Genomic DNA, 17,338 nt, shown 5'->3' with positions numbered 1-17,338 from the left:
TAACCTTGCGTTTTCTCATCAACTCTGCGAGATGTTGCAGCATTGTTGCAAAATGCAGGGAAAACGACGTGGCGAGCATCACGAAACGAGCGGGGAAATGGACTGTCACCGCGCGGCTACCGGACACCTTTAACGGCCCCTGCAAGTCGCGTTCGATCTCGAACACCTTTAAATCGAAACGTGACGCTCAAGTGTGGATAGACGCGACCGAATCCGCAATGCGTCTCGGTACGTGGAAGGACCCCCGACTTGAGCCGAAGCCGGGAATCTCGAAAGGCTACCTCGATCGCTCGTTCAAGGATGCCCTTGAGGACTACCGTGACAAGATCACTCCGGAGAAGAAGGGAGCCGAGCAAGAGGTCGCCATGCTGAACATGTTGGCACGAGAGGACTTTGCGTCGAAGACTCTCCGGGAGTTGACGGTGGAGCATTTCGTAACCTTCCGCGATGCACGCCGCGATGAGGGAAAAGCAGCTTCCACGATCCGGAACAACTTGAATACCATGAGCGCGGTCTATGAGTGGCTGATCCATGAAAAGTCGGTCCAGACTTCGAACCCCATTGCCTCGCTCCGGAAGCGACGGCGCGGTATTCCACAACCTGGCGCAGGCAGAGATAGACGGCTTCGCCTGGGAGAGGAAGAACGCATTTGGTCGGCCCTCACCGGAGAAACGTGGCAGAACCGCCAATGGCAAGCCCTGTTCCCTGTCCTCCTAGACACTGGGATGCGTGCGGGAGAAGTTCGCAGCATCCTTGCGGGCTGGGTGCGCCGAGAGCACGGCTTCATCGTCATACCTGAGAAGGACGTGAAAGGAAACGAGCATCGATATGTCGCCCTCTCCGATCGCGCCTATGACTTGCTTCTTCAGCAAGCCGAAGGCGAGCCCGACGATGCTGCCGTCTTCAAGATGACGAAGAGCTCAGCAGAACATGAGTGGCAGAAGATACGGGAGGCAGCCGGCTGCCCCGACCTTAGGATTCATGACTTGCGTCATGAGGCACTGAGCCGGATGGCGGCGAACGGTGCGGACCTGAAGACGCTCATGAGGCAGTCCGGCCACAAGACTGTGGCCGTTCTTATGCGATATCTCAACCCTACGAAGGAAGAGCAGAGGGCGCGCCTATTTGGAGGGGCTGTTCATTCGGCGGCCTGAGATTCGATTAGGTCAGCTTGGGCTTTCTTCTTGGCTGCGCGCCGATCAGCGGATGCCTTTGTCTTCGCACGCCGGATTGCCGCCGCATTTGCCAGATCTAATTCGCGTTGGTCTGTGTACAGTAGCGTCCCAGCTTCCATGACGAAGTTGCGCGGGATTTTCGGGTTGTTGATGTCTTTCTTGGTTTCCAACCACTTTGCCTCCCACGAAGAAAAGTACGTCTCAAGCTGCGCAGGTTCCAAGTAATATGCCCGTCGCATTTCGATGCCTTCATAGATAGCAAACACCCACTTCACCTCGCGATACTTGTTGATGATTGGGATGTTGACGTGATGGTTGGTCGAGAAACTATCCGTGAGCCATATATTGACGCTCTTTAGCTCATATTCGTGCCCGTCAGCATCGACAGCATCATTACCCTCTCTCCCAGGAATTCCCTGAAGATTGAGAGCGAGCAGCATCTGCAGGATTTTTCCGCCGTTGTCCTGGAAGACGTCGTCTATGCCATGTTCCACTGCAAGCGATTGGAATTCGCGAACAGCCGGCATCAGTTTTTCCAGCCGTTCCCAGTCGGGATGAGGTGCCATTAGATATCCTTCAACAAGTCCGCAGGAGAGACACCAAGAGCCCCAGCGATCTTTTCCAGGTTATCTAGTCCGACGTTCCGCTCGCACCGCTCGATACCTCCGAGATAGTTGCGATGAATCCCCGCGAGCTCAGCCACCTTTTCCTGGCTGAGTCCAAGTTCCTGTCGAAGACGCTTGAGGTTCGTTGCAAGCGTCACTCTGGCTGTTATGGTGTTTGAGTCGTTCACGGCACCGAGATTGACCGCTGACTACTATGAGTCTACACACTATGAGTGTGAACCGAATGAGAGAGCCCCTACAGATGCTGGAAATGCCCGTCGCATATAGAACCCCCCTCGGAGCGGCCTATTGCGGGGACTCGCGAGAGTTGCTCAAGCAGCTCCCGGACAACAGCATTGATCTCGTGATGACTTCCCCTCCTTTCGCGCTGCAACGTCAGAAGGCCTACGGGAACAAGGATCAGGCAGAATATCTTGATTGGCTGATGGACTTCGCCAAGCTGGTCTACGCCAAGCTGAAACCCACGGGCAGCATGGTGATGGATGTCGGCGGCGCATACCAGAAGGGCACCCCGTCGCGGAGCCTATATCACCTCAGACTGCCCATCCGGTTCTGTGACGAAATCGGCTTTTTCCTCGCAGAGGACTTTTACTGGTACAATCCTGCAAAGCTGCCATCGCCCATTGAGTGGGTGAACAAGCGAAAGATTCGCGCAAAGGACTCGGTCAATAATCTGTGGTGGTTCTCTAAAACCGAGTGGCCGAAAGCTGACGTCTCCAAGGTCCTTGTCCCTTATTCGGACAGGATGCTGAAGCTCATGGAGGATCCGTCGAAGTTTTACAAACCTGGAACCCGTCCTTCGGGTCATGGAATCAGTACAGGGTTTGCAAAGGACAATGGCGGAGCGATACCCTCAAATCTCCTTCAGATATCGAACACAGAATCCAATGGGACATATGTCGCGGGATGCAAGCTAGTCGATACGGCGCGACATCCAGCTCGTTTTCCGGCGAAGCTCCCGGAGTTTTTCATAAGGTTTCTTACTGATCCCGGAGATGTGGTCTTGGACATATTTGCGGGATCGAACACCACCGGGCAAGTGGCGGAGGCTGAGGGTCGTCGCTGGCTGAGTTTTGAAGAGCGTCTCGATTATGTGGCAGCCAGTGCCTTTCGTTTCCTGCCCAAAGAGACAGACCCGGATCGGCTACGGGACGCGTTCCTCAAGATTGAATCTGGTGCCCCGGTCGATGTCACGGACTATTGGACGCAGACAAACCTGAAGTTTGGGGAAGCTGCCGAATAATCCTTGTTTAATGTGCCGCCGACAGCAACCATGAAAAGACCGCCATCATAGGGCTGGAACCCTCCGGCGGTCTTATCAAGGAACTGTTCGATGATTGTGAACAACGGCCGCGAGATTGTAAATACCCTTTGCATGGGTAGTTGAGCCGGGGGCTGGGACATAGCCCAGCCCTGACAACAGAATTTCCTACCCTACAGCGTCAACAAATTTTGCCGGATGCCAAGGCTTCCGCGCCGAGTACCTTATCCTTCGCTTCTCTGCCCGGCGCATCTTCCGGAGCATTCGCGGGCCTCCTCGATTCCATCCACGCAAGCCTCCCACGTCCTGCCGGCGACACTGTTGGGCAAGGCGGTCTGACTGCGCAGAGACCGGGCGGAGCTCCGGTCCTCGGGAGTGGAGGAGCTACGGTTCCACGTAGTGGGGCCGTAGGACCTTCTCTCCCCCGCCCGGAGGGCTCTTCTTCAGTCAAAAGGTGGTCGCTTCTAGGAGGTATCCAGAAGCTCTGCCGCCCGGCTGATCCTGCCGAGCGTGGACCTGCCGTCTGCGGCTGCGGCCGCCCCGGCTATGACGCTGCGTTGGTCAATGTCCACCTCCGTTGCGATGAGACGACCGGAGAATTCAGGGCGGGGGTCTCCGGAGTATACCGCTGCGGGTCGCCGTGGCTGTGTCCGGTCTGCGCTGTGTGGAAGGCGCTGGCACGGGCAGAGAAGGTCAAAGATGTCGCCAAGGCGACCTTCGGGAGGGGAGGACAAGTCGGCCTGCTGGTCCTGACGGCTTCCCATTCGAAGGGTATGTCTCTGGCCGATGTGAAGAAGCTCATCCAGAACGCATCCAGCAATGCCCGGAAAGGCCGGGCATGGATCAATGCGCAGGATGTATATGGAATCCTGGGCGTCGTCGTCGGACAGGAAGTCACCTACAGCCGCGTCAACGGCTGGCACTATCACCAGCACCTCTGCATTCCGGTGGACGGCCCGACAGACGAAGAAAAGGCCCATGCGGGCGAGGATGCGGCCCTGCTCGAAGTCCTCGTCCGCGAACGGGCAGAGAAGGCCGCCCGATGGCTCGCTGCGAGCTACAAGGACCAGATTCGTGCGAGGGGCGGCAAGGTCTCCGATCGCCATGGTTGCCGGGTCCGTGTCGCTGACGACTGGGAAGATGCGAGCGGGTATACGGCCAAGGGGAGCATGGCGTGGGAAGTCTCCGGCGGTCATAAGGACGTGACGAAGGCCGCTTCGTCTATGACCCCGTGGGACGTCGCGGCGGCTGCCATCGATGGTGATGCCTTCATGATGCAGAGGTGGCGCGAATACGTGGACGTGATGCCCGGCACAAGAACTTGCGTCGTGTCAGCCGCTCTGGGGACGAAGCTGGACATCCCGGCTTCGGAGAGTAAGGAAGGCGAACAGGAACTCCACGAGCGCGACGACATCGTCGGCCGTGTGGGGGCCCCCATCTGGCGGCGCTGGATGCGGTTCGGCCTCGCCGCTACGTTCTTGAGCCGCGTCGAGTACGGCGGAGCCGAGGGCTTTGCCGATGCCGTCGATGCGACCGAGCGCGATGCGGACACCGTAGTCGCCCGAAGGGTCTATGAGGAGGACACGCTGCGGAGCATCGTGGAAGAGGTGTTCTGCGGAGCCACGGTCGTCCGGCTGGACTGCAAGCGCGCTGACGATCGGATTCCATTCGAGACAGCCGAGCAGGCCATCCGGGAGGCGAAAATGCGGGCCGTCCGGGAAGCCGATCGTCGACAACGGAAACCGCACGGTTGCCTCGTCGTCCTCCCGGACGGCGACAAGGCCCCTGCCAGGCGCGCGCGAGCGCCGACGTCTTGACCGCAGGGAAAGACATTAGTCGGTCTCTAATGTGTTGTTTCTCGCTGCGCCGGCGCTGACGATTTCTGCTCTGACGCGAGCCGGGAGCGTTTTCGTGGCATATCAGTTCATTCATATGGAGTGTTTTTCGCGTAAAGGCGGTGGCAAGGGGCGATCGGTTTCTTACGTGCTGGCCGAAGCTCGCCGCGATCCTGCGGCGTCCATCCACGTGCCGACGCCCGCTCCACCCGTTGTCGTCTATGGCATTTCGCCCGACCAAGTCGAGCGGCTGCACGATGACCGTGCCGATGCTGCCATGACGATGCCTAAGGGGGGCAAGTTTCGGCGAATCCAGAGGACGCAGCACACCCTGATGACCGTAGTTGCGTCGCACCCTCTGACGATGGACGAGGTGCGCGCCGAACCGACCAAGCGTCGCGCAGCCGAGCAGTGGGAGGGGCGAACGGTCGCGTGGCTGCGCGACACGTACGGAGACCAGCTCGTGTCGGTCATCCGGCATGAAGACGAATCCCATTTTCATCTCCACGCCTATATCCTGCCGGACGATCCGGCCATGCGGGCTAATGGCCTGCATCCGGGACAGGTGGCCAAGGCCGATATCATGGCGGCCGGTCCCGCTGCCGGAGAGGATTCGAGGGCTGTGAACAAGCGCGGCGATGCGGCGTATAAAACCGCGATGCGCGACTGGCAGGACTCCTATCACCGCACCGTGGGTATCCCCTGTGGGCTCACCCGTCTAGGCCCGGCGCGGCGACGTCTCTCGCGGGCGGAGTGGCAGGCCGAACAGGTGCAGGCGACGGCGCTGCGCGACGCGCTGGATAGAGCGACGGCGGTGAAGGCAAAGGCCGAGATGTACATCACGGCGACCAAAGGCGAGGCAGCACGGATCGCCTCTAAGGCCGCCGCAACGCAGGCCGAAGCGGCCCGGAAGGTGCAGGCCGCCTCAGAGGCCGCTTCAGCTGCACTGCTGGCGCAGAACAGGGCTGTGGCCGAGCAACGCAAGGCGGCGTCGATGATGGCACGGGTACGCGCCGAGGGCATCCGCGTCCGCGAGGCTGCGGCGCGTCTTCGCACGCTGCCGGGCATCGTGCGAGGCCTGTGGGACGGTCTCAGGCGATCGGCGGTCCAGGACCGTATCCGCAGGGACGTAGCGGCCGAGATGGATGTCATCCGGCGGTCGGCCGCTGATGCTGCCGAGAGGGCCAGTGCCGCCGACGCTGCCCGTCGGCAGGCTGACGAGCTGGCGCGAAACCTGCGGGCGACCGTAACGGATGTCGCCCGAGACCTTGCCGCTGCGCGGCAGGAGCTGGCTGCACTCCGGCCCGATGACGAGGGCCTCGACGCCGCGCCGGCCGCGCCTCGTCGGCGATGAGACGCCCGTTTTGGGCGCCCGGCATCGCTTTTCAAAAAATGGGGACGCATTAGACGCCCGTACAGCGCGTCGGCGAGGTCGGGGTGGGTAGAGATACCCCCCGATTTGCCTCCGAGTCCGCCGACGCGCATCCTGTCGAGGATGCGTGGGTTAGGAGGATGATGATCATGCAGCAGCGGAAAAAGCGGCACCGGACATGCGCGGACCGGATGCGCCGCGACCTTGCAGAGCGGCAGCGGCAGCGACGTCGGGGTGACCCGGCGGGAAAGATCCTGCTGCAGCTCCTGGCGCTGCTGTCCGCCGGGCTCGCTGTTCTGCCGCCGCTACCGTCGCTGTCCGCCCGTTCTCCGCGTCCGCAGCGCGCACCGGGGCCGTCGGCTCCCGCGCCTGTGGATGAGAGTTGCGGCCCGGCTGCCGACGCCCGCGAGCGGGGCATCGATCTCACGTACTACCCGCCGAGCAGCCGGGCCGCGCCGACATGGTCGCGCATGGTCAAAGACTTGCGCCGTCCAGGTGCTGCCGGACGAAAGGCCCGCGAGATGATCGAGTACCGCGTGCCGGTGGCCGCAGTCCCATGGCTGCGTACCAGAATCCTGCTGGAAGACTGGCGTGCTCTCCGGTTGCTGGGACAACACGGGGCGACCGACGCCGAAATCTCCGCGGCCGCGCTGGTGGAAGCGAAGAAGTGGGAGGCTGCGCAGCCGAAGCCAGCAGAGCCGAAACCCGATCCGGAGCCGGATAGTCCCGGCGATCCAGTTTCAGGACCAGGACTGAAGCCATGAACGACAACACCAACCTTGGCGGCCCCAGCCTTGTTGCCTTCCTTGACCGAATCGGACTGCCTCAAGCTGCCCGTGACGCGTTGTCACGATCGATCGAATCCTTTTCTATTCCGCGAGCGCATCGTCGTCGTATAGCGTTGCTATCACTGCTCCCAGAAGCGGAAGGTCTGATACTCGCGGTACTCGCACACTTTCCTGTCTCGCTATGTTGATCGCGAGTATCAGCCCTTGCTCGATGCCTGTGAACCTCGCGAGGTCGGCGTACCGCTTGCTATCAAGCGCTTTTACCTGTTCGGTTTTCAGTTCCTCGCTCAGCTTTTGGAGCTGAGCGAGGAACTGCGGGTCGTCGAACTTGAGCATTTCTATTCCTTTCACTCAACAGGCCGCATCAAGGCGCGGCGGGCCTCGGTCTCGGCGCGGCGGCATGCTTCATTCCATGAGGATACGGTTCCTTCTGCAAATGTCACGGCATCCTTGCCGCGACTGCCTGTGACGCTGAAATGCGTGGGCCCCTCGCTGTCCGTCTCACCGATGATAAGCATATCGATGTCGTCATTCTCGATCATGAGGAAGTTAGTCCAGGTGCTCCGCGTTCCTTCTGCGATCCTGTCGTCGCGTTCCCAACCTTCGAACCTTGCGAGCTGCCTGCCTATGGTGTTCATGGCGGTGTCCTCCCGTTGTTGTTCATGTTGCAGCGATCGTTCTCAATGCCCGGAGGCCGCGCTGCTGGACGTCGTGGGCGATGGTCTGCCCGGCACTTGGGATGCGGCTCCGGCGGACAAGGCGCTGCGCGCCCGTCTTGCGTTCCCGGATCACGATTTCGGCGCGGTAAAACAGAGTGCCCTGCGCGTCGGTATGGGTCGTTTCGATGACCAGCACGTCAATCGCGAGTCCTCTGATTGTTGTCGTCGTCGTCTTCATCCCGAAATCTCCTAAGCCATTGATAACAAGGAATTTATAGCAGATTTTGAGAGCTGAACCCAGGGGTACCGGAAGGGATTAAGGGTTTCCGGAAAGGTGACGTCGATGGTGTTAACGGTGAGTCAGGATGGCACACCGACCAGGCAGGGGTTGACTGTCGCATGGGTCGCCATGCTCGGAAGAGGCATGCCCCTCCCAGGGGGATGCCGCAGGCCGAAGGCCGTTTCTGAGCGGCCCATGGGACAGTCACCGAAGCGCGGGGCCACGCGACTAATCGGGAGGAGCGGTCGCCGTAGGCGATCGGATCGAGACAAGCGGCTCGATCCGAAGCGAGGGAGATTCGTCGTGGGGAAGCTGAGGGGAACCCCTGCCGGGGTAAAGGAAGAGCGCATCGGAGCCGTCAGCATAGCGCCGCCGCTGACGGCGGGGAATCGGGACCGACCGCCCCCGGCAAGGCATTCTCTGGCCATCCGGGCGCCTGCGACAGGAATCAACTCTCGCTGCAACAGAAAAACAGTTGCAGCATTGTTGCAGAAAATGTTGACAATGTTGCGGGAGCGCTGGGTTTTTCGAAAAACTCGTCAACAGAATTTGCTAAACGCAATCATACAGTTGTGGCGGAAGAGGTGGGATTCGAACCCACGGTACGGTTTCCCGCACGCCGGTTTTCAAGACCGGTTCCTTAAACCACTCGGACACTCTTCCAAGCCGTTGATCGCAAAAGCTTATCAGCTTCAGGATCTAAAGTGCGAGCCGTGGTTTGCTACGCACTTTGCAACTATTTCGATTTCCGACTTGCGCTTATAGCTGCTTGCAACGCGGCGTCAACCTGTGCCGCTGCATCTGCCTGCATTCCCGGCATCACATGCGAGTAAAGATCGAGTGTGATCCCGATCGTTGAATGCCCCAGGCGCTCGCTCGCCACCTTTGGATGGACGCCAGCAGAAAGCATCTGTGATGCGTGGGTGTGGCGAAGGTCATGGAAGCGGATCCGCGGAAGGCCCGTCCTTGCGAGCAGCCTTGTCCATTCATGGGTGAGCGATACCGGCTTGAGCGGCCGGCCATCAGCTTGCGCCACAACGAACGACTCCTCGTCAGGCCGTAGCCCTATCCTCAGTTGCTCCTCAGCCTGCGCGAGCCTGTGCCGCTTGAGTTCCTCCAGAACGGTCACAGACATGGCTACGTTGCGCGTCTTGCCGGATTTGGTCTCCTTGTAACGGACTTCGGTCCCGACCTGCTCGGCGCTCTCCCTGACCGAAATGGAGCCGTTTGCGAAATCAACGTCTTTCCATCGGAGCGCCAGGATCTCCCCTCGCCTCATCCCGCACATAACCGCCAGCATCACCGGCATGAACATACGCGTAGGACGGAAGGCCTCAAGTAGCTCGGCGGTCTGAGCGACGTCATAGGCCAGCATCTTTGTCCGCTCGACCTTCGGCGGCGTGGTGGCGGCCGCGGGGTTCTTGGATAGTCGGTCCCATGTCACAGCCTGCCCGAGAGCCTTGATCAGCACACGGCGCATATGGTGGACGGTCCGAGGCGCCAAGCCTCCCCCTGCCCTTCTGCGGCCCTCTGTCAGCGCCTTTGCGAAGGCCGCATCAATCTTGTCCGTCTTCAGCTTGGCGAGCGCGACATCACCGATCAGCGGCCCCAGGTTCTTCTCGCAGATCTCAGCATACCGTTGATGCGTCTTCGGCGTGACAGTCGGACGTACAAAGGCCATCCACTCCCTCAAGAACTCCCCGACGGTCTGCTTGGTCGGCTCAACGTATGCCCCTGAGGAAATCTCCGTGATCAGGCGTGCGCACTCGGCCTGAGCCTGGCGCTTCGTGCCGGCGAAGGAATGCCACTTGCGCTTCTTCTTGCCGGTAATTGGGTCGGGCTCGCCCACGTCCAGGACGATAGCCCACTTGCCCGGAGATCGTTCGCGGATATGGCCCTTCATTTTCGCACCTCCTTTATTTTTTGGGCTGCCTCAATGAGAGGTTGGTACTGGGAAAGGCGATGCTGTGCGGTTTTCATCGCGTCTTCGAAACTTGATCCCTCACGCATTCCGTTGAGAAGATCTCCGAGCAAGCCAGCCCGAAGCGAGAGGTCCAACATGTCTCCAATGTTGGACAAAAGCCATTGCTCTCCCCCTGCAGTTCCGAACTCCACGTCGGTGTCGCGCTCGTTTGATTTCTTGATGTAGGCTAGGGCTGCGTCCCCCAGTTTATCGATCAGAGGCTCGGTCTGCAGTGCGATGTAACAAAGCCGTCTTACCGCTTCTGACTTCGATCTGATCCGATTCTTCCAAGCCCACGCATCGATTGCCTCCATCTCGGACGGCGACATAAACATATTGAATCGCTCAGTTTTTTGCTCTTCGGGGCCGGTGCTTTTCGTCATATCCTATCCTCAATTCTCACAACATACGTAACTTGCGCACAAATTTGTTGCAAGTGTCTTGGAGTGCGTTACACATATTGCGCAACCTACGTATATTCACTGGAGCACGGTTGATGACTCTCGACGAAGCCCTTGCCCGCCCGACAATCTCAGTCGTGGATGCTGGCCGCCTATTTTTCGGCATCAGCCGAAACTCCGCATATGCCGCTGCTAAGCGTGGTGATTTCGAAACCATTGAGATCGGTGGACGTCTGATGGTGCCGGTAGCCCCGTTAGCCGCAAAGCTCGGCCTCAAGGCCAGCATTGGAAGCGCATAAAGTGCGAGCGTTGACGAAAAACCTATCATCAAAGAGGCTAATATGACTATTCAGACCACATCTACCACCCTCTCCACGGGCATCGAAAATGCTATCCGCTCTTGGGCCGACGTGACAGCAGAAATCGAGCGCGTTGCCGAGTTCGAGGAACCGTCGGAACTGCTCTATCGAGAGCGCGACGGGATCATCGACCGGCTTCAGGAAGCCCAGCCTCAGAGCTTTGCAGATCTCGCGGCAATGGTTGCGGTGCTGCTAAGCGATGGCGAGGGGCTGACAGATCAGGCTCCCGAGATCCTCAGAGACCATGCTCAGCGGCTGCTCGGTCTGCCGGACATGCTCGGCCTGCAGGCCATAGGAGCAGCCTGATGGCCCGGGCCCGCGACTTCACGAAAGCCCGGGCGGCGGATCGCGCCGCTCGCCAGGGCACCGACAGCGTTGTCGACTTCGGCCTTCCGGGCGGCCTGACGCCGCCCCGGAAGCGCCCCTCGAAAGCCGACCAGCGCGCCGAGGCGGCCGCCGCAGTGGCGCAGGTCACGCGGCTCGTTCATTGCCAGTGCGGGCACAAAGCTGCGGTGACGATACCGACGTCGTGGCGCGGCCGTAGCCTGAAATGCTCACGCTGCGGCGAGAGGTGCCAGGCATGAGCACCTGGGAATGGTACCGGACGTTTTTCGAGGATGGCAGATCGGAGGCAGAGCTTGCGCTCGATTACGCTACGTTGGGATTTCTACGCGAACTCCGCGACACGATGATCGAGCGTATGCTGCCGGTGAATGAAGATGCTCTGAAGCGCATGACGCGGCAGCGCGGGATCAACAAGCGGACTCTTGAAAAGATGGTTTCCACGCTTGTTGAAGCGGACCTGATCTATGTCACCGACAGTGGTTTTTGGTGCGACGTCGCGGAGCGTGAGACCCAGCACCGAGAAGAGAAATCGAGAAACATTTCCAAAAGAAATGGAAATGTTTCTCGAAAGCGGTGGGGAAAAAATCAGCAAAATCAATGCAAATCGATCCCAGAAAAAGAAGGGGAGATTAGAGAGGGTAAGACCCCTTCAGGGTCTTACCCGTCATCTAATAATACAGATAATAATATATCCTACGCACGCGTGCGCGCTCTTGAGGAGCGCTCCGGCTCGGATGCTTCTTATGATCCGTACTCAGATTTTGATCCCGTTCCTCTCGAAGGATGGGATCCAGGTGAGCCGCCGGAAAGGGAGGCGCCTACCCTAAAGGTAGCGCAACCTAATGGCTCAACCGTGGATGACACCCAACAACGCAATGTGGGTTCGTCGCCTCAGCGCCGGCATAAGCAACGTGTTGAAAAAGCAATGCGCGATGCAAGTTTCGACCCGGCGATTGCGCCGGCTCTCCTAACTAGCCTTGAGGCCATGCCTTTAGGCACCGACTTCAGTAAAGACATCGTTAAAGCTGCCATTGACAACATTAACAGGGGGCGTCGAAATGAAAGATCAACAGCTTGACATTTTCGAACACGCGGCGGCCATGGACGCTTCCCATGGAGAATCCAACATCATCGACGCTCGATTGACTTTCGAGGTCCTGATGATCAGGGCGATATCCGGCCGCGTCGTGGGTATACCTTCAATCCGGAAGGCGGGCATTCTGATTGTTCTGGACGATGTCAGACGCCTCGGCCCTGGGCCGGGAACGCGTGGAAAGGCTGCCTGACATGTCTTGCCGGACACTCAGCCGGACATTTCTCGTCAAAGACCGGACATTGCCGGACATTGCCGGACATTTCGTGTCCGGGGCAAAAACGAAACCTACGAACGAGGCAGGCTATGGATAGCGATGACGAAAACAGGCTGCGGGCGAAATGGGGCCTGATACCGGAGGCGAAAGAGCGGCCGATGTTGCCGACGAACAAGCCGTTCAAAGGCCCTCCGATCCGGATTAAAGTCCAGAGGCGTGACATCGGCCCAGACGGTTTTGCGCGTCGGTACATTTTGATTCCAGTGGACCGAGACGGTAAAGACGGCGAGCCTCAGGAATACCTTCCCGACGAGGCAAAGCGTAAGTGCGAGGAATATGCGCGATATCATATTCCGCTGGTTGTTTCTCGGGGAGGAAAATTTGAGCGGTAGCCCCCAACTGTCTCGCCCCGCTGGCAACGATTCTCGCATCATTTGGACCCTTCCCGCAATCGGTCAGCGGATCGGCGTGAGCGCGGACTTTGTCCGCGACACGCTACTCCAGATCGAAAACACTCCAGTCCGCCAGCTCGGCGGACGCTACTACTGCTTCGAAGACGAGCTGATGATGTTCATGCGGCGGCATCGATAGCGAACGACACCCGACAGCCTGCACTCTCCAAGCACAAACCCTTTTCAGCCATGATTTGCCAGATTTAACCGTTAACGCTGAGAGCCCGACATCCGCCATACCATGACACATGAAGCTGCCATGGCCTTTCCCCCGAACTGAAACGAAATCGCTCGGCAACCCCGCCGACGAGGAAATCGCGATCCTGACGGGCGCACCATCCGGCGCCGGAACGATTTCCGCTGCACAGGCGCTTAGCGTCCCTGCGGTGCAATCGGCCGTTCGTCTTGTCGCGGAAGCGGCTGCCAGCCTTGACATCCGTGTGGAGCGGAAAGTTGACGGCGCTTGGACCGTGGACAGCCTCCATCCCGTTGCCGTTCTCTTGGCTGGCCAGCCGAACGATTGGACTTCCACGTTCGAGCTGATCCGAGATCTCGTTGCAACCGCGCTCTGCCACGACAAGGGCGCGCTGGCCTTCGTCAACCGCGTCGGCGGAGAGGTTCGCGAAATCGTTCGGTACGATACGGCGCATTTCCAGGTGGATTACTCGGGCGACGGCCGGCAGGAGCCAAGTTTCCGGATCAACAACGAGCTGCAGAAACCCAGCGACGTCATCTTCATCAGGAGCCCATTTTCGAAGTGCCCTCTCTCGCTCGCTGCCGACGCTATCGGTGCCGCCAAGGCAATGGAGCAACACGCTCGAAACCTTTTTGAACGAGGAGCGAGGCCGGGCGGCGTTATCGAGTCTCCGAAGCCGTTGGGCAAGGAAACATTCTCGCGAATGAAGGCAGCCTGGCGCGCCGCGCACGAAGGCGCGGACAGTGCGGGGCGCACGGCATTTCTGTTCGACGGAGCCACGTTCAAGCAGCTAGCCTTGAACTCCACCGACGCGCAATTTCTGGAGAACCGAAAATTCCAGATCCTCGAAATTTGCCGCGCGTTCCGTGTTCCTCCGTCGATGATCTACGAACTAGGACGCGCCACTTGGGCGAATGGGGAGCAGCAGGGTCAGGAGTTTCTGAGCTACTCCCTTGAGCCGTGGCTGCTTAGCCTTGAAGCGGCGATGCGTTGGGCGCTTTTTCTTCCGGAGGAGCGAGGAATCTATCGGATACGCTTCGACCGTGACGACCTCACACGCGCCGATCTCGGCGCTCGCGCGACCGCTATTTCCAGCCTGATCGCCGCGAAGGTCATGAACCCTAACGAGGGCCGCGACTGGCTCGACCTCCCCCCGTATCCCGGAGGCGAAGAGTTCGCCAACCCGCACATCAATCCGTCGTCGTCGACTAGGGAGCCGCAGTGATGGACCGCCTCTTCTTCGAGACCAAACTGGCGGCATCGGATGCCGGAGAGATTTCCGGCGTTGCTTGGCCCTTCGGCAAACCCGATCGGATCGGCGACGTGATCGAGAAAGGCGCGTTCAAGAACGTGTCGCTCCCATTGCCGATGCTCTTCGGCCACGACCTCAACGACCCAATCGGGACTTGGACCTCTGCTGTCGAAGACGCCGATGGCTTCAAGGTTTCCGGGAACCTCTTGGTGGGCCAGGTGAAGCGCGCCGATGAGATTTTCGCCCTCGTTAAGTCCGGCGCCGTGCGCGGGCTGAGTGTCGGATTTCGTTCGAAGAAAGCGGCGCCGCGAAAGGGCGGCGGCCGCACAATATCCGACCTTGAGCTTCTCGAGGTGAGCCTCGTCACAATCGGCATGAATCCCGGCGCCCGGGTTACCAGCGCGAAATCATCGGTCTTGGCACTGCGCCTTGCCGAATCCCTCAACCGCGCCGCTTCGGCGCTCGCAAAAGGCTGAACCATGCGACATATCGCGAAGCATGCACTCGCCGGCGCCTCCCTGATCGTCCTGAAGGGCGAAGAGGATGACCCGGTCAACGTCGTCACCAAGGCGCTCGACGAGCTCTCCAAGACCGTGGACGAGCGGCTGAAGGCAGTCGAAGGCAAGTCCATCGATCCGAAGCTCGACGAGCGTATCAAGGCGCTCGAAACCAAGGCGAACCGTCCTTCTGCCGGCGATGGCAAGACTGACAAGGAGGCTGACGAAGCCGAGCGCAAGTCCTTCGGCACGTATCTCCGCTACGGCAACGCCGCTCCCGCCGACGAGTTGAAGACCCTCACGGTCTCCAGCGATACGCAGGGCGGCTATCTCGCCCCGAAGGAGATGGCAACGGAGTTTGTCCGCGATCTGACCCTGATATCGCCCGTGCGCGCTATCGCCTCTGTCCGAACGACCTCGTCGCCTTCTATCGCCTATCCCAAGCGCACCGGTATCACGAATGCGAAGTGGAAGGGCGAAGGCCAGGCGCAGGAAGGCTCGGAGCCGTCGTTCGGCCAGGTCGAGATCCCGATCCGGGAAGTCAACACTTTCGTCGATATCTCCAACCAGCTTCTGGCCGACTCCGCTGGCGAGGCTGAAGCGGAAGTCCGCATGGCACTGGCCGAAGATTTCGGCGCCAAGGAGGGAGCAGCCTTCGTCAAAGGCGATGGCGTGCTGCAGCCGGAAGGGTTCATGACAACCAGCGGCATTGGCTCCGTGGCCAACGGACACGCGACCAATCTTTCCGCTGATGCCCTGATCGGCATGATGTACGCGCTCCCGGCGCAGTATCGGTCCGCTGGCACCTGGGCCATGAACGGCACCACGCTCGGAGTCATCCGCAAGCTCAAGGACGGGCAGAGCAACTACCTGTGGCAGCCGTCCTACCAGGCGGGCCAGCCCGAGACCATCCTCGGCCGTCCTGTCGTGGAAATGCCCGATATGCCGGATGTCGCCTCTGATGCTTTCCCGATCATCTTCGGCGATTTCAGCGGCTACCGGATCGTCGACCGCCTCTCGCTTTCCATCCTGGTCAACCCGTACCTCCTGGCCACAAACGGCCTTACGCGCATTCACGCTACCCGGCGCGTTGGCGGCGGCGTGATCCAGCCGGCCAAGTTCAAGCGCCTCAAGATGGCCACCAGCTAAGGAGGGACACCCATGCGAGATCTCGTTCGGAATATTGGCGCCATCTTGGCGCTCTCTCCCGCAGTCCTGGCCGCCACCTCCAAGGGCAACGCAATCGACCGGAAAGGCTTCGAGAGCGTGACCTTCGTAATCAGCACGGGCGCTATCGTCGGATCGGGCAATTTCACGGTTACGGTTCAGGAATCCGACACCACGACCGATGGTGATTTCACCGACGCAGCTGCCGGCGACGTGATCGGCTCCAACTTGGTGAACCCGCTGTCGGCGGATGCCGCATTCAAGATCGGCTACCGCGGACACAAGCGCTACTCTCGAGTCGTGCTCACAAAGAACAGCGGCACCTCGATTGCTGCCGGCGCGGTGGCCATTCTCGGCCACGCAAACAGCCGACCGGTGGCGTGATGCTTGAGATCGTCTCGCCCTCTTTGTCGCGCAACCTCGCGAGCTATGGCGCCGTGTCAGCAGATCTTGGTGTTTCCTATCCAGAGGAAATGCAGACCATTGAGATGCTCATTGCGCAGGCCAGTGCAGCAATCGAGACATGGTGCGGGCGTCGGTTCGCCGAAGAGACCTACCGCGAGACGATCCGCATTGAACGATCCACCGAATGCGTCGTCGTCTCCTGCTTCCCGGTCACAGAGGTGCGGTCGGTCTCCCTTAATGGGCGAGCGATCAGCATCTCAGACCTGGAGCAAGGAGATGGCGGCGCGCTCTTTCTTACTCGGAGCGGCGTCCGGACGCTCTGGGAGGCTGGCCGCGCGGTGATCCAGTACAAGGCTGGCTTCACCTTGCCCGACACGAGTGGATGCACCTTGCCGCAGGATATCACGCGCGCGGCCACGCTCCTTGTAAAGCAGGCCTACTTCGCCCGCAGGCGAGACCCCTCAATCCGAAGTGAGGAATCATCCGGTGTTGGAGCAACGAGCTACGGCCTCAATGGACTGGGCAACGGGAATGATCTACCTCCCGAAGTGCAGGGCCTGCTGGCGCGCTACCGCGACAGCGTGGGGTTCTGACATGCACCCAGAGCGCTCCAAGCTTGACCGCATGCTGACTTCGAAGGGCGAAGACGTTGTCTTCATCAGGAAGGGCAAGAACGGTCAACCTGACGCAACTGTGACCGCACGCGCCTCCGTGCGCGGCCTGGATCCAGAAGTCCTTATCGGCACGGTCACACAGCAGCAATGCAAGATCATCGCTTCCGTCTCGCCCATCTTGGAGGCCAACCCGGCGCAGTGGCCCGGTCCGAACGGAGGCGGCTTGTGGCCGAGAGCGAACGACTTCGTCGTCGTTCAGGGCAAGCAGCGCCAGATCCTTGCGGCGGTACCTATCTTCGTTGACGGCAAGCCTGTTCGCCTCGAGTTGCGAGCGGGAGGCTGACGATGTCGACCAAAGCAGCCCGCATCTGCGCATGTGGC

At 60.0% G+C, this 17,338-nt stretch carries 24 protein-coding genes and 1 tRNA gene; 17 read left to right on the top strand and 8 right to left on the bottom strand.

Annotated features, from left to right (window positions below; genetic code table 11):
• The first annotated feature begins 68 nt into the window (after positions 1–68).
• The gene (locus tag GGR23_RS23530; RefSeq protein ID WP_183366048.1) at positions 69–1,154 is read left to right on the top strand and encodes a phage integrase; all 1,086 of its coding nucleotides are present in this window, start codon (positions 69–71) and stop codon (positions 1,152–1,154) included.
• Here the strand turns inward: GGR23_RS23530 and GGR23_RS09645 are convergent.
• The gene (locus GGR23_RS09645) at positions 1,139–1,741 is read right to left on the bottom strand and encodes a PDDEXK family nuclease (RefSeq protein WP_183366046.1); all 603 of its coding nucleotides are present in this window, start codon (positions 1,739–1,741) and stop codon (positions 1,139–1,141) included. The two genes, GGR23_RS23530 and GGR23_RS09645, sit on opposite strands and share 16 nt — an antisense overlap.
• Positions 1,741–1,938 carry a helix-turn-helix domain-containing protein gene (locus GGR23_RS09640; RefSeq protein ID WP_343066675.1) on the bottom strand — a complete coding sequence of 66 codons (198 nt, stop codon included), beginning with the start codon at positions 1,936–1,938 and terminating at the stop codon, positions 1,741–1,743. Before GGR23_RS09640 ends, GGR23_RS09645 begins: the two co-directional genes overlap by 1 nt.
• Before the next feature lie 170 nt (positions 1,939–2,108).
• Here GGR23_RS09640 and GGR23_RS09635 point away from each other — a divergent pair, with 170 nt between their 5' ends.
• The 4 genes from GGR23_RS09635 to GGR23_RS09620 all read left to right on the top strand — a co-directional run bounded on the left by GGR23_RS09635 (position 2,109) and on the right by GGR23_RS09620 (position 7,033).
• Positions 2,109–3,044 carry a DNA-methyltransferase gene (locus tag GGR23_RS09635; RefSeq protein ID WP_246365184.1) on the top strand — a complete coding sequence of 312 codons (936 nt, stop codon included), beginning with the start codon at positions 2,109–2,111 and terminating at the stop codon, positions 3,042–3,044.
• A 575-nt stretch (positions 3,045–3,619) separates the two neighbouring features.
• Positions 3,620–4,879, top strand: coding sequence for a hypothetical protein (locus GGR23_RS09630; RefSeq protein WP_183366042.1), 1,260 nt, complete (start codon positions 3,620–3,622; stop codon positions 4,877–4,879).
• Between the two features lie 94 nt (positions 4,880–4,973).
• Positions 4,974–6,251, top strand: coding sequence for a plasmid recombination protein (locus GGR23_RS09625; RefSeq protein ID WP_183366040.1), 1,278 nt, complete (start codon positions 4,974–4,976; stop codon positions 6,249–6,251).
• Positions 6,252–6,412: 161 nt separating this feature from the next.
• Complete coding sequence (locus GGR23_RS09620; protein ID WP_183366038.1) at positions 6,413–7,033, top strand: hypothetical protein; 621 nt, start codon at positions 6,413–6,415, stop codon at positions 7,031–7,033.
• A gap of 105 nt (positions 7,034–7,138) precedes the next feature.
• On the opposite strand, the gene GGR23_RS09615 is transcribed toward GGR23_RS09620, so the two are convergent.
• The 6 genes from GGR23_RS09615 to GGR23_RS09590 all read right to left on the bottom strand — a co-directional run bounded on the left by GGR23_RS09615 (position 7,139) and on the right by GGR23_RS09590 (position 10,342).
• Positions 7,139–7,393, bottom strand: a complete 255-nt coding sequence (locus GGR23_RS09615; protein ID WP_183366036.1) for a hypothetical protein — start codon at positions 7,391–7,393, stop codon at positions 7,139–7,141.
• An 11-nt stretch (positions 7,394–7,404) separates the two neighbouring features.
• Positions 7,405–7,695: a hypothetical protein gene (locus GGR23_RS09610; RefSeq protein WP_183366034.1), complete on the bottom strand. Its 291-nt coding sequence runs from the start codon at positions 7,693–7,695 to the stop codon at positions 7,405–7,407.
• A 22-nt stretch (positions 7,696–7,717) separates the two neighbouring features.
• On the bottom strand, positions 7,718–7,954 hold the full coding sequence (locus tag GGR23_RS09605) for a hypothetical protein (RefSeq protein ID WP_183366032.1): 237 nt from the start codon (positions 7,952–7,954) through the stop codon (positions 7,718–7,720).
• Positions 7,955–8,569: 615 nt separating this feature from the next.
• Positions 8,570–8,659: transfer RNA gene (locus GGR23_RS09600), tRNA-Ser, on the bottom strand.
• Positions 8,660–8,732: 73 nt separating this feature from the next.
• Entirely contained in the window at positions 8,733–9,899 is a 1,167-nt protein-coding gene (locus GGR23_RS09595; RefSeq protein WP_183366030.1) for a tyrosine-type recombinase/integrase, read from the bottom strand.
• Positions 9,896–10,342, bottom strand: a complete 447-nt coding sequence (locus GGR23_RS09590; protein WP_183366028.1) for a hypothetical protein — start codon at positions 10,340–10,342, stop codon at positions 9,896–9,898. The genes GGR23_RS09595 and GGR23_RS09590 overlap by 4 nt, the downstream gene beginning before the upstream one ends.
• A gap of 113 nt (positions 10,343–10,455) precedes the next feature.
• Here GGR23_RS09590 and GGR23_RS09585 point away from each other — a divergent pair, with 113 nt between their 5' ends.
• From GGR23_RS09585 to GGR23_RS09535, 12 genes are all read left to right on the top strand, one after another.
• Positions 10,456–10,659 carry a DNA-binding protein gene (locus tag GGR23_RS09585; RefSeq protein ID WP_183366026.1) on the top strand — a complete coding sequence of 68 codons (204 nt, stop codon included), beginning with the start codon at positions 10,456–10,458 and terminating at the stop codon, positions 10,657–10,659.
• Between the two features lie 42 nt (positions 10,660–10,701).
• Positions 10,702–11,025 (top strand): hypothetical protein, encoded by a 324-nt coding sequence (locus tag GGR23_RS09580; protein WP_183366023.1) that lies wholly within the window; start codon positions 10,702–10,704, stop codon positions 11,023–11,025.
• Positions 11,026–11,299: 274 nt separating this feature from the next.
• Complete coding sequence (locus GGR23_RS09575; protein ID WP_183366020.1) at positions 11,300–12,142, top strand: hypothetical protein; 843 nt, start codon at positions 11,300–11,302, stop codon at positions 12,140–12,142.
• Positions 12,123–12,350: a hypothetical protein gene (locus GGR23_RS09570; RefSeq protein ID WP_183366017.1), complete on the top strand. Its 228-nt coding sequence runs from the start codon at positions 12,123–12,125 to the stop codon at positions 12,348–12,350. Before GGR23_RS09575 ends, GGR23_RS09570 begins: the two co-directional genes overlap by 20 nt.
• Before the next feature lie 113 nt (positions 12,351–12,463).
• Positions 12,464–12,766, top strand: a complete 303-nt coding sequence (locus GGR23_RS09565; RefSeq protein ID WP_183366014.1) for a hypothetical protein — start codon at positions 12,464–12,466, stop codon at positions 12,764–12,766.
• 76 nt (positions 12,767–12,842) lie between these two features.
• Positions 12,843–12,965 (top strand): hypothetical protein, encoded by a 123-nt coding sequence (locus GGR23_RS23430; RefSeq protein WP_281375700.1) that lies wholly within the window; start codon positions 12,843–12,845, stop codon positions 12,963–12,965.
• Positions 12,966–13,074: 109 nt separating this feature from the next.
• Positions 13,075–14,247 (top strand): phage portal protein, encoded by a 1,173-nt coding sequence (locus GGR23_RS09560; RefSeq protein ID WP_183366011.1) that lies wholly within the window; start codon positions 13,075–13,077, stop codon positions 14,245–14,247.
• The gene (locus GGR23_RS09555; protein ID WP_183366008.1) at positions 14,247–14,750 is read left to right on the top strand and encodes an HK97 family phage prohead protease; all 504 of its coding nucleotides are present in this window, start codon (positions 14,247–14,249) and stop codon (positions 14,748–14,750) included. The genes GGR23_RS09560 and GGR23_RS09555 overlap by 1 nt, the downstream gene beginning before the upstream one ends.
• 3 nt (positions 14,751–14,753) lie before the next feature.
• Positions 14,754–15,920 carry a phage major capsid protein gene (locus GGR23_RS09550; protein WP_183366005.1) on the top strand — a complete coding sequence of 389 codons (1,167 nt, stop codon included), beginning with the start codon at positions 14,754–14,756 and terminating at the stop codon, positions 15,918–15,920.
• A 12-nt stretch (positions 15,921–15,932) separates the two neighbouring features.
• Entirely contained in the window at positions 15,933–16,322 is a 390-nt protein-coding gene (locus tag GGR23_RS09545; protein WP_183366001.1) for a hypothetical protein, read from the top strand.
• The gene (locus tag GGR23_RS09540; RefSeq protein ID WP_183365998.1) at positions 16,322–16,936 is read left to right on the top strand and encodes a head-tail connector protein; all 615 of its coding nucleotides are present in this window, start codon (positions 16,322–16,324) and stop codon (positions 16,934–16,936) included. Before GGR23_RS09545 ends, GGR23_RS09540 begins: the two co-directional genes overlap by 1 nt.
• Before the next feature lie 31 nt (positions 16,937–16,967).
• Positions 16,968–17,300: a hypothetical protein gene (locus tag GGR23_RS09535; protein ID WP_210296919.1), complete on the top strand. Its 333-nt coding sequence runs from the start codon at positions 16,968–16,970 to the stop codon at positions 17,298–17,300.
• Positions 17,301–17,338 lie beyond the last annotated feature (38 nt).

Source organism: Gellertiella hungarica (assembly GCF_014197145.1).
In the GTDB taxonomy this organism is placed as follows: domain Bacteria; phylum Pseudomonadota; class Alphaproteobacteria; order Rhizobiales; family Rhizobiaceae; genus Gellertiella; species Gellertiella hungarica.
This window is presented reverse-complemented; position numbering and strand designations above follow the sequence as displayed.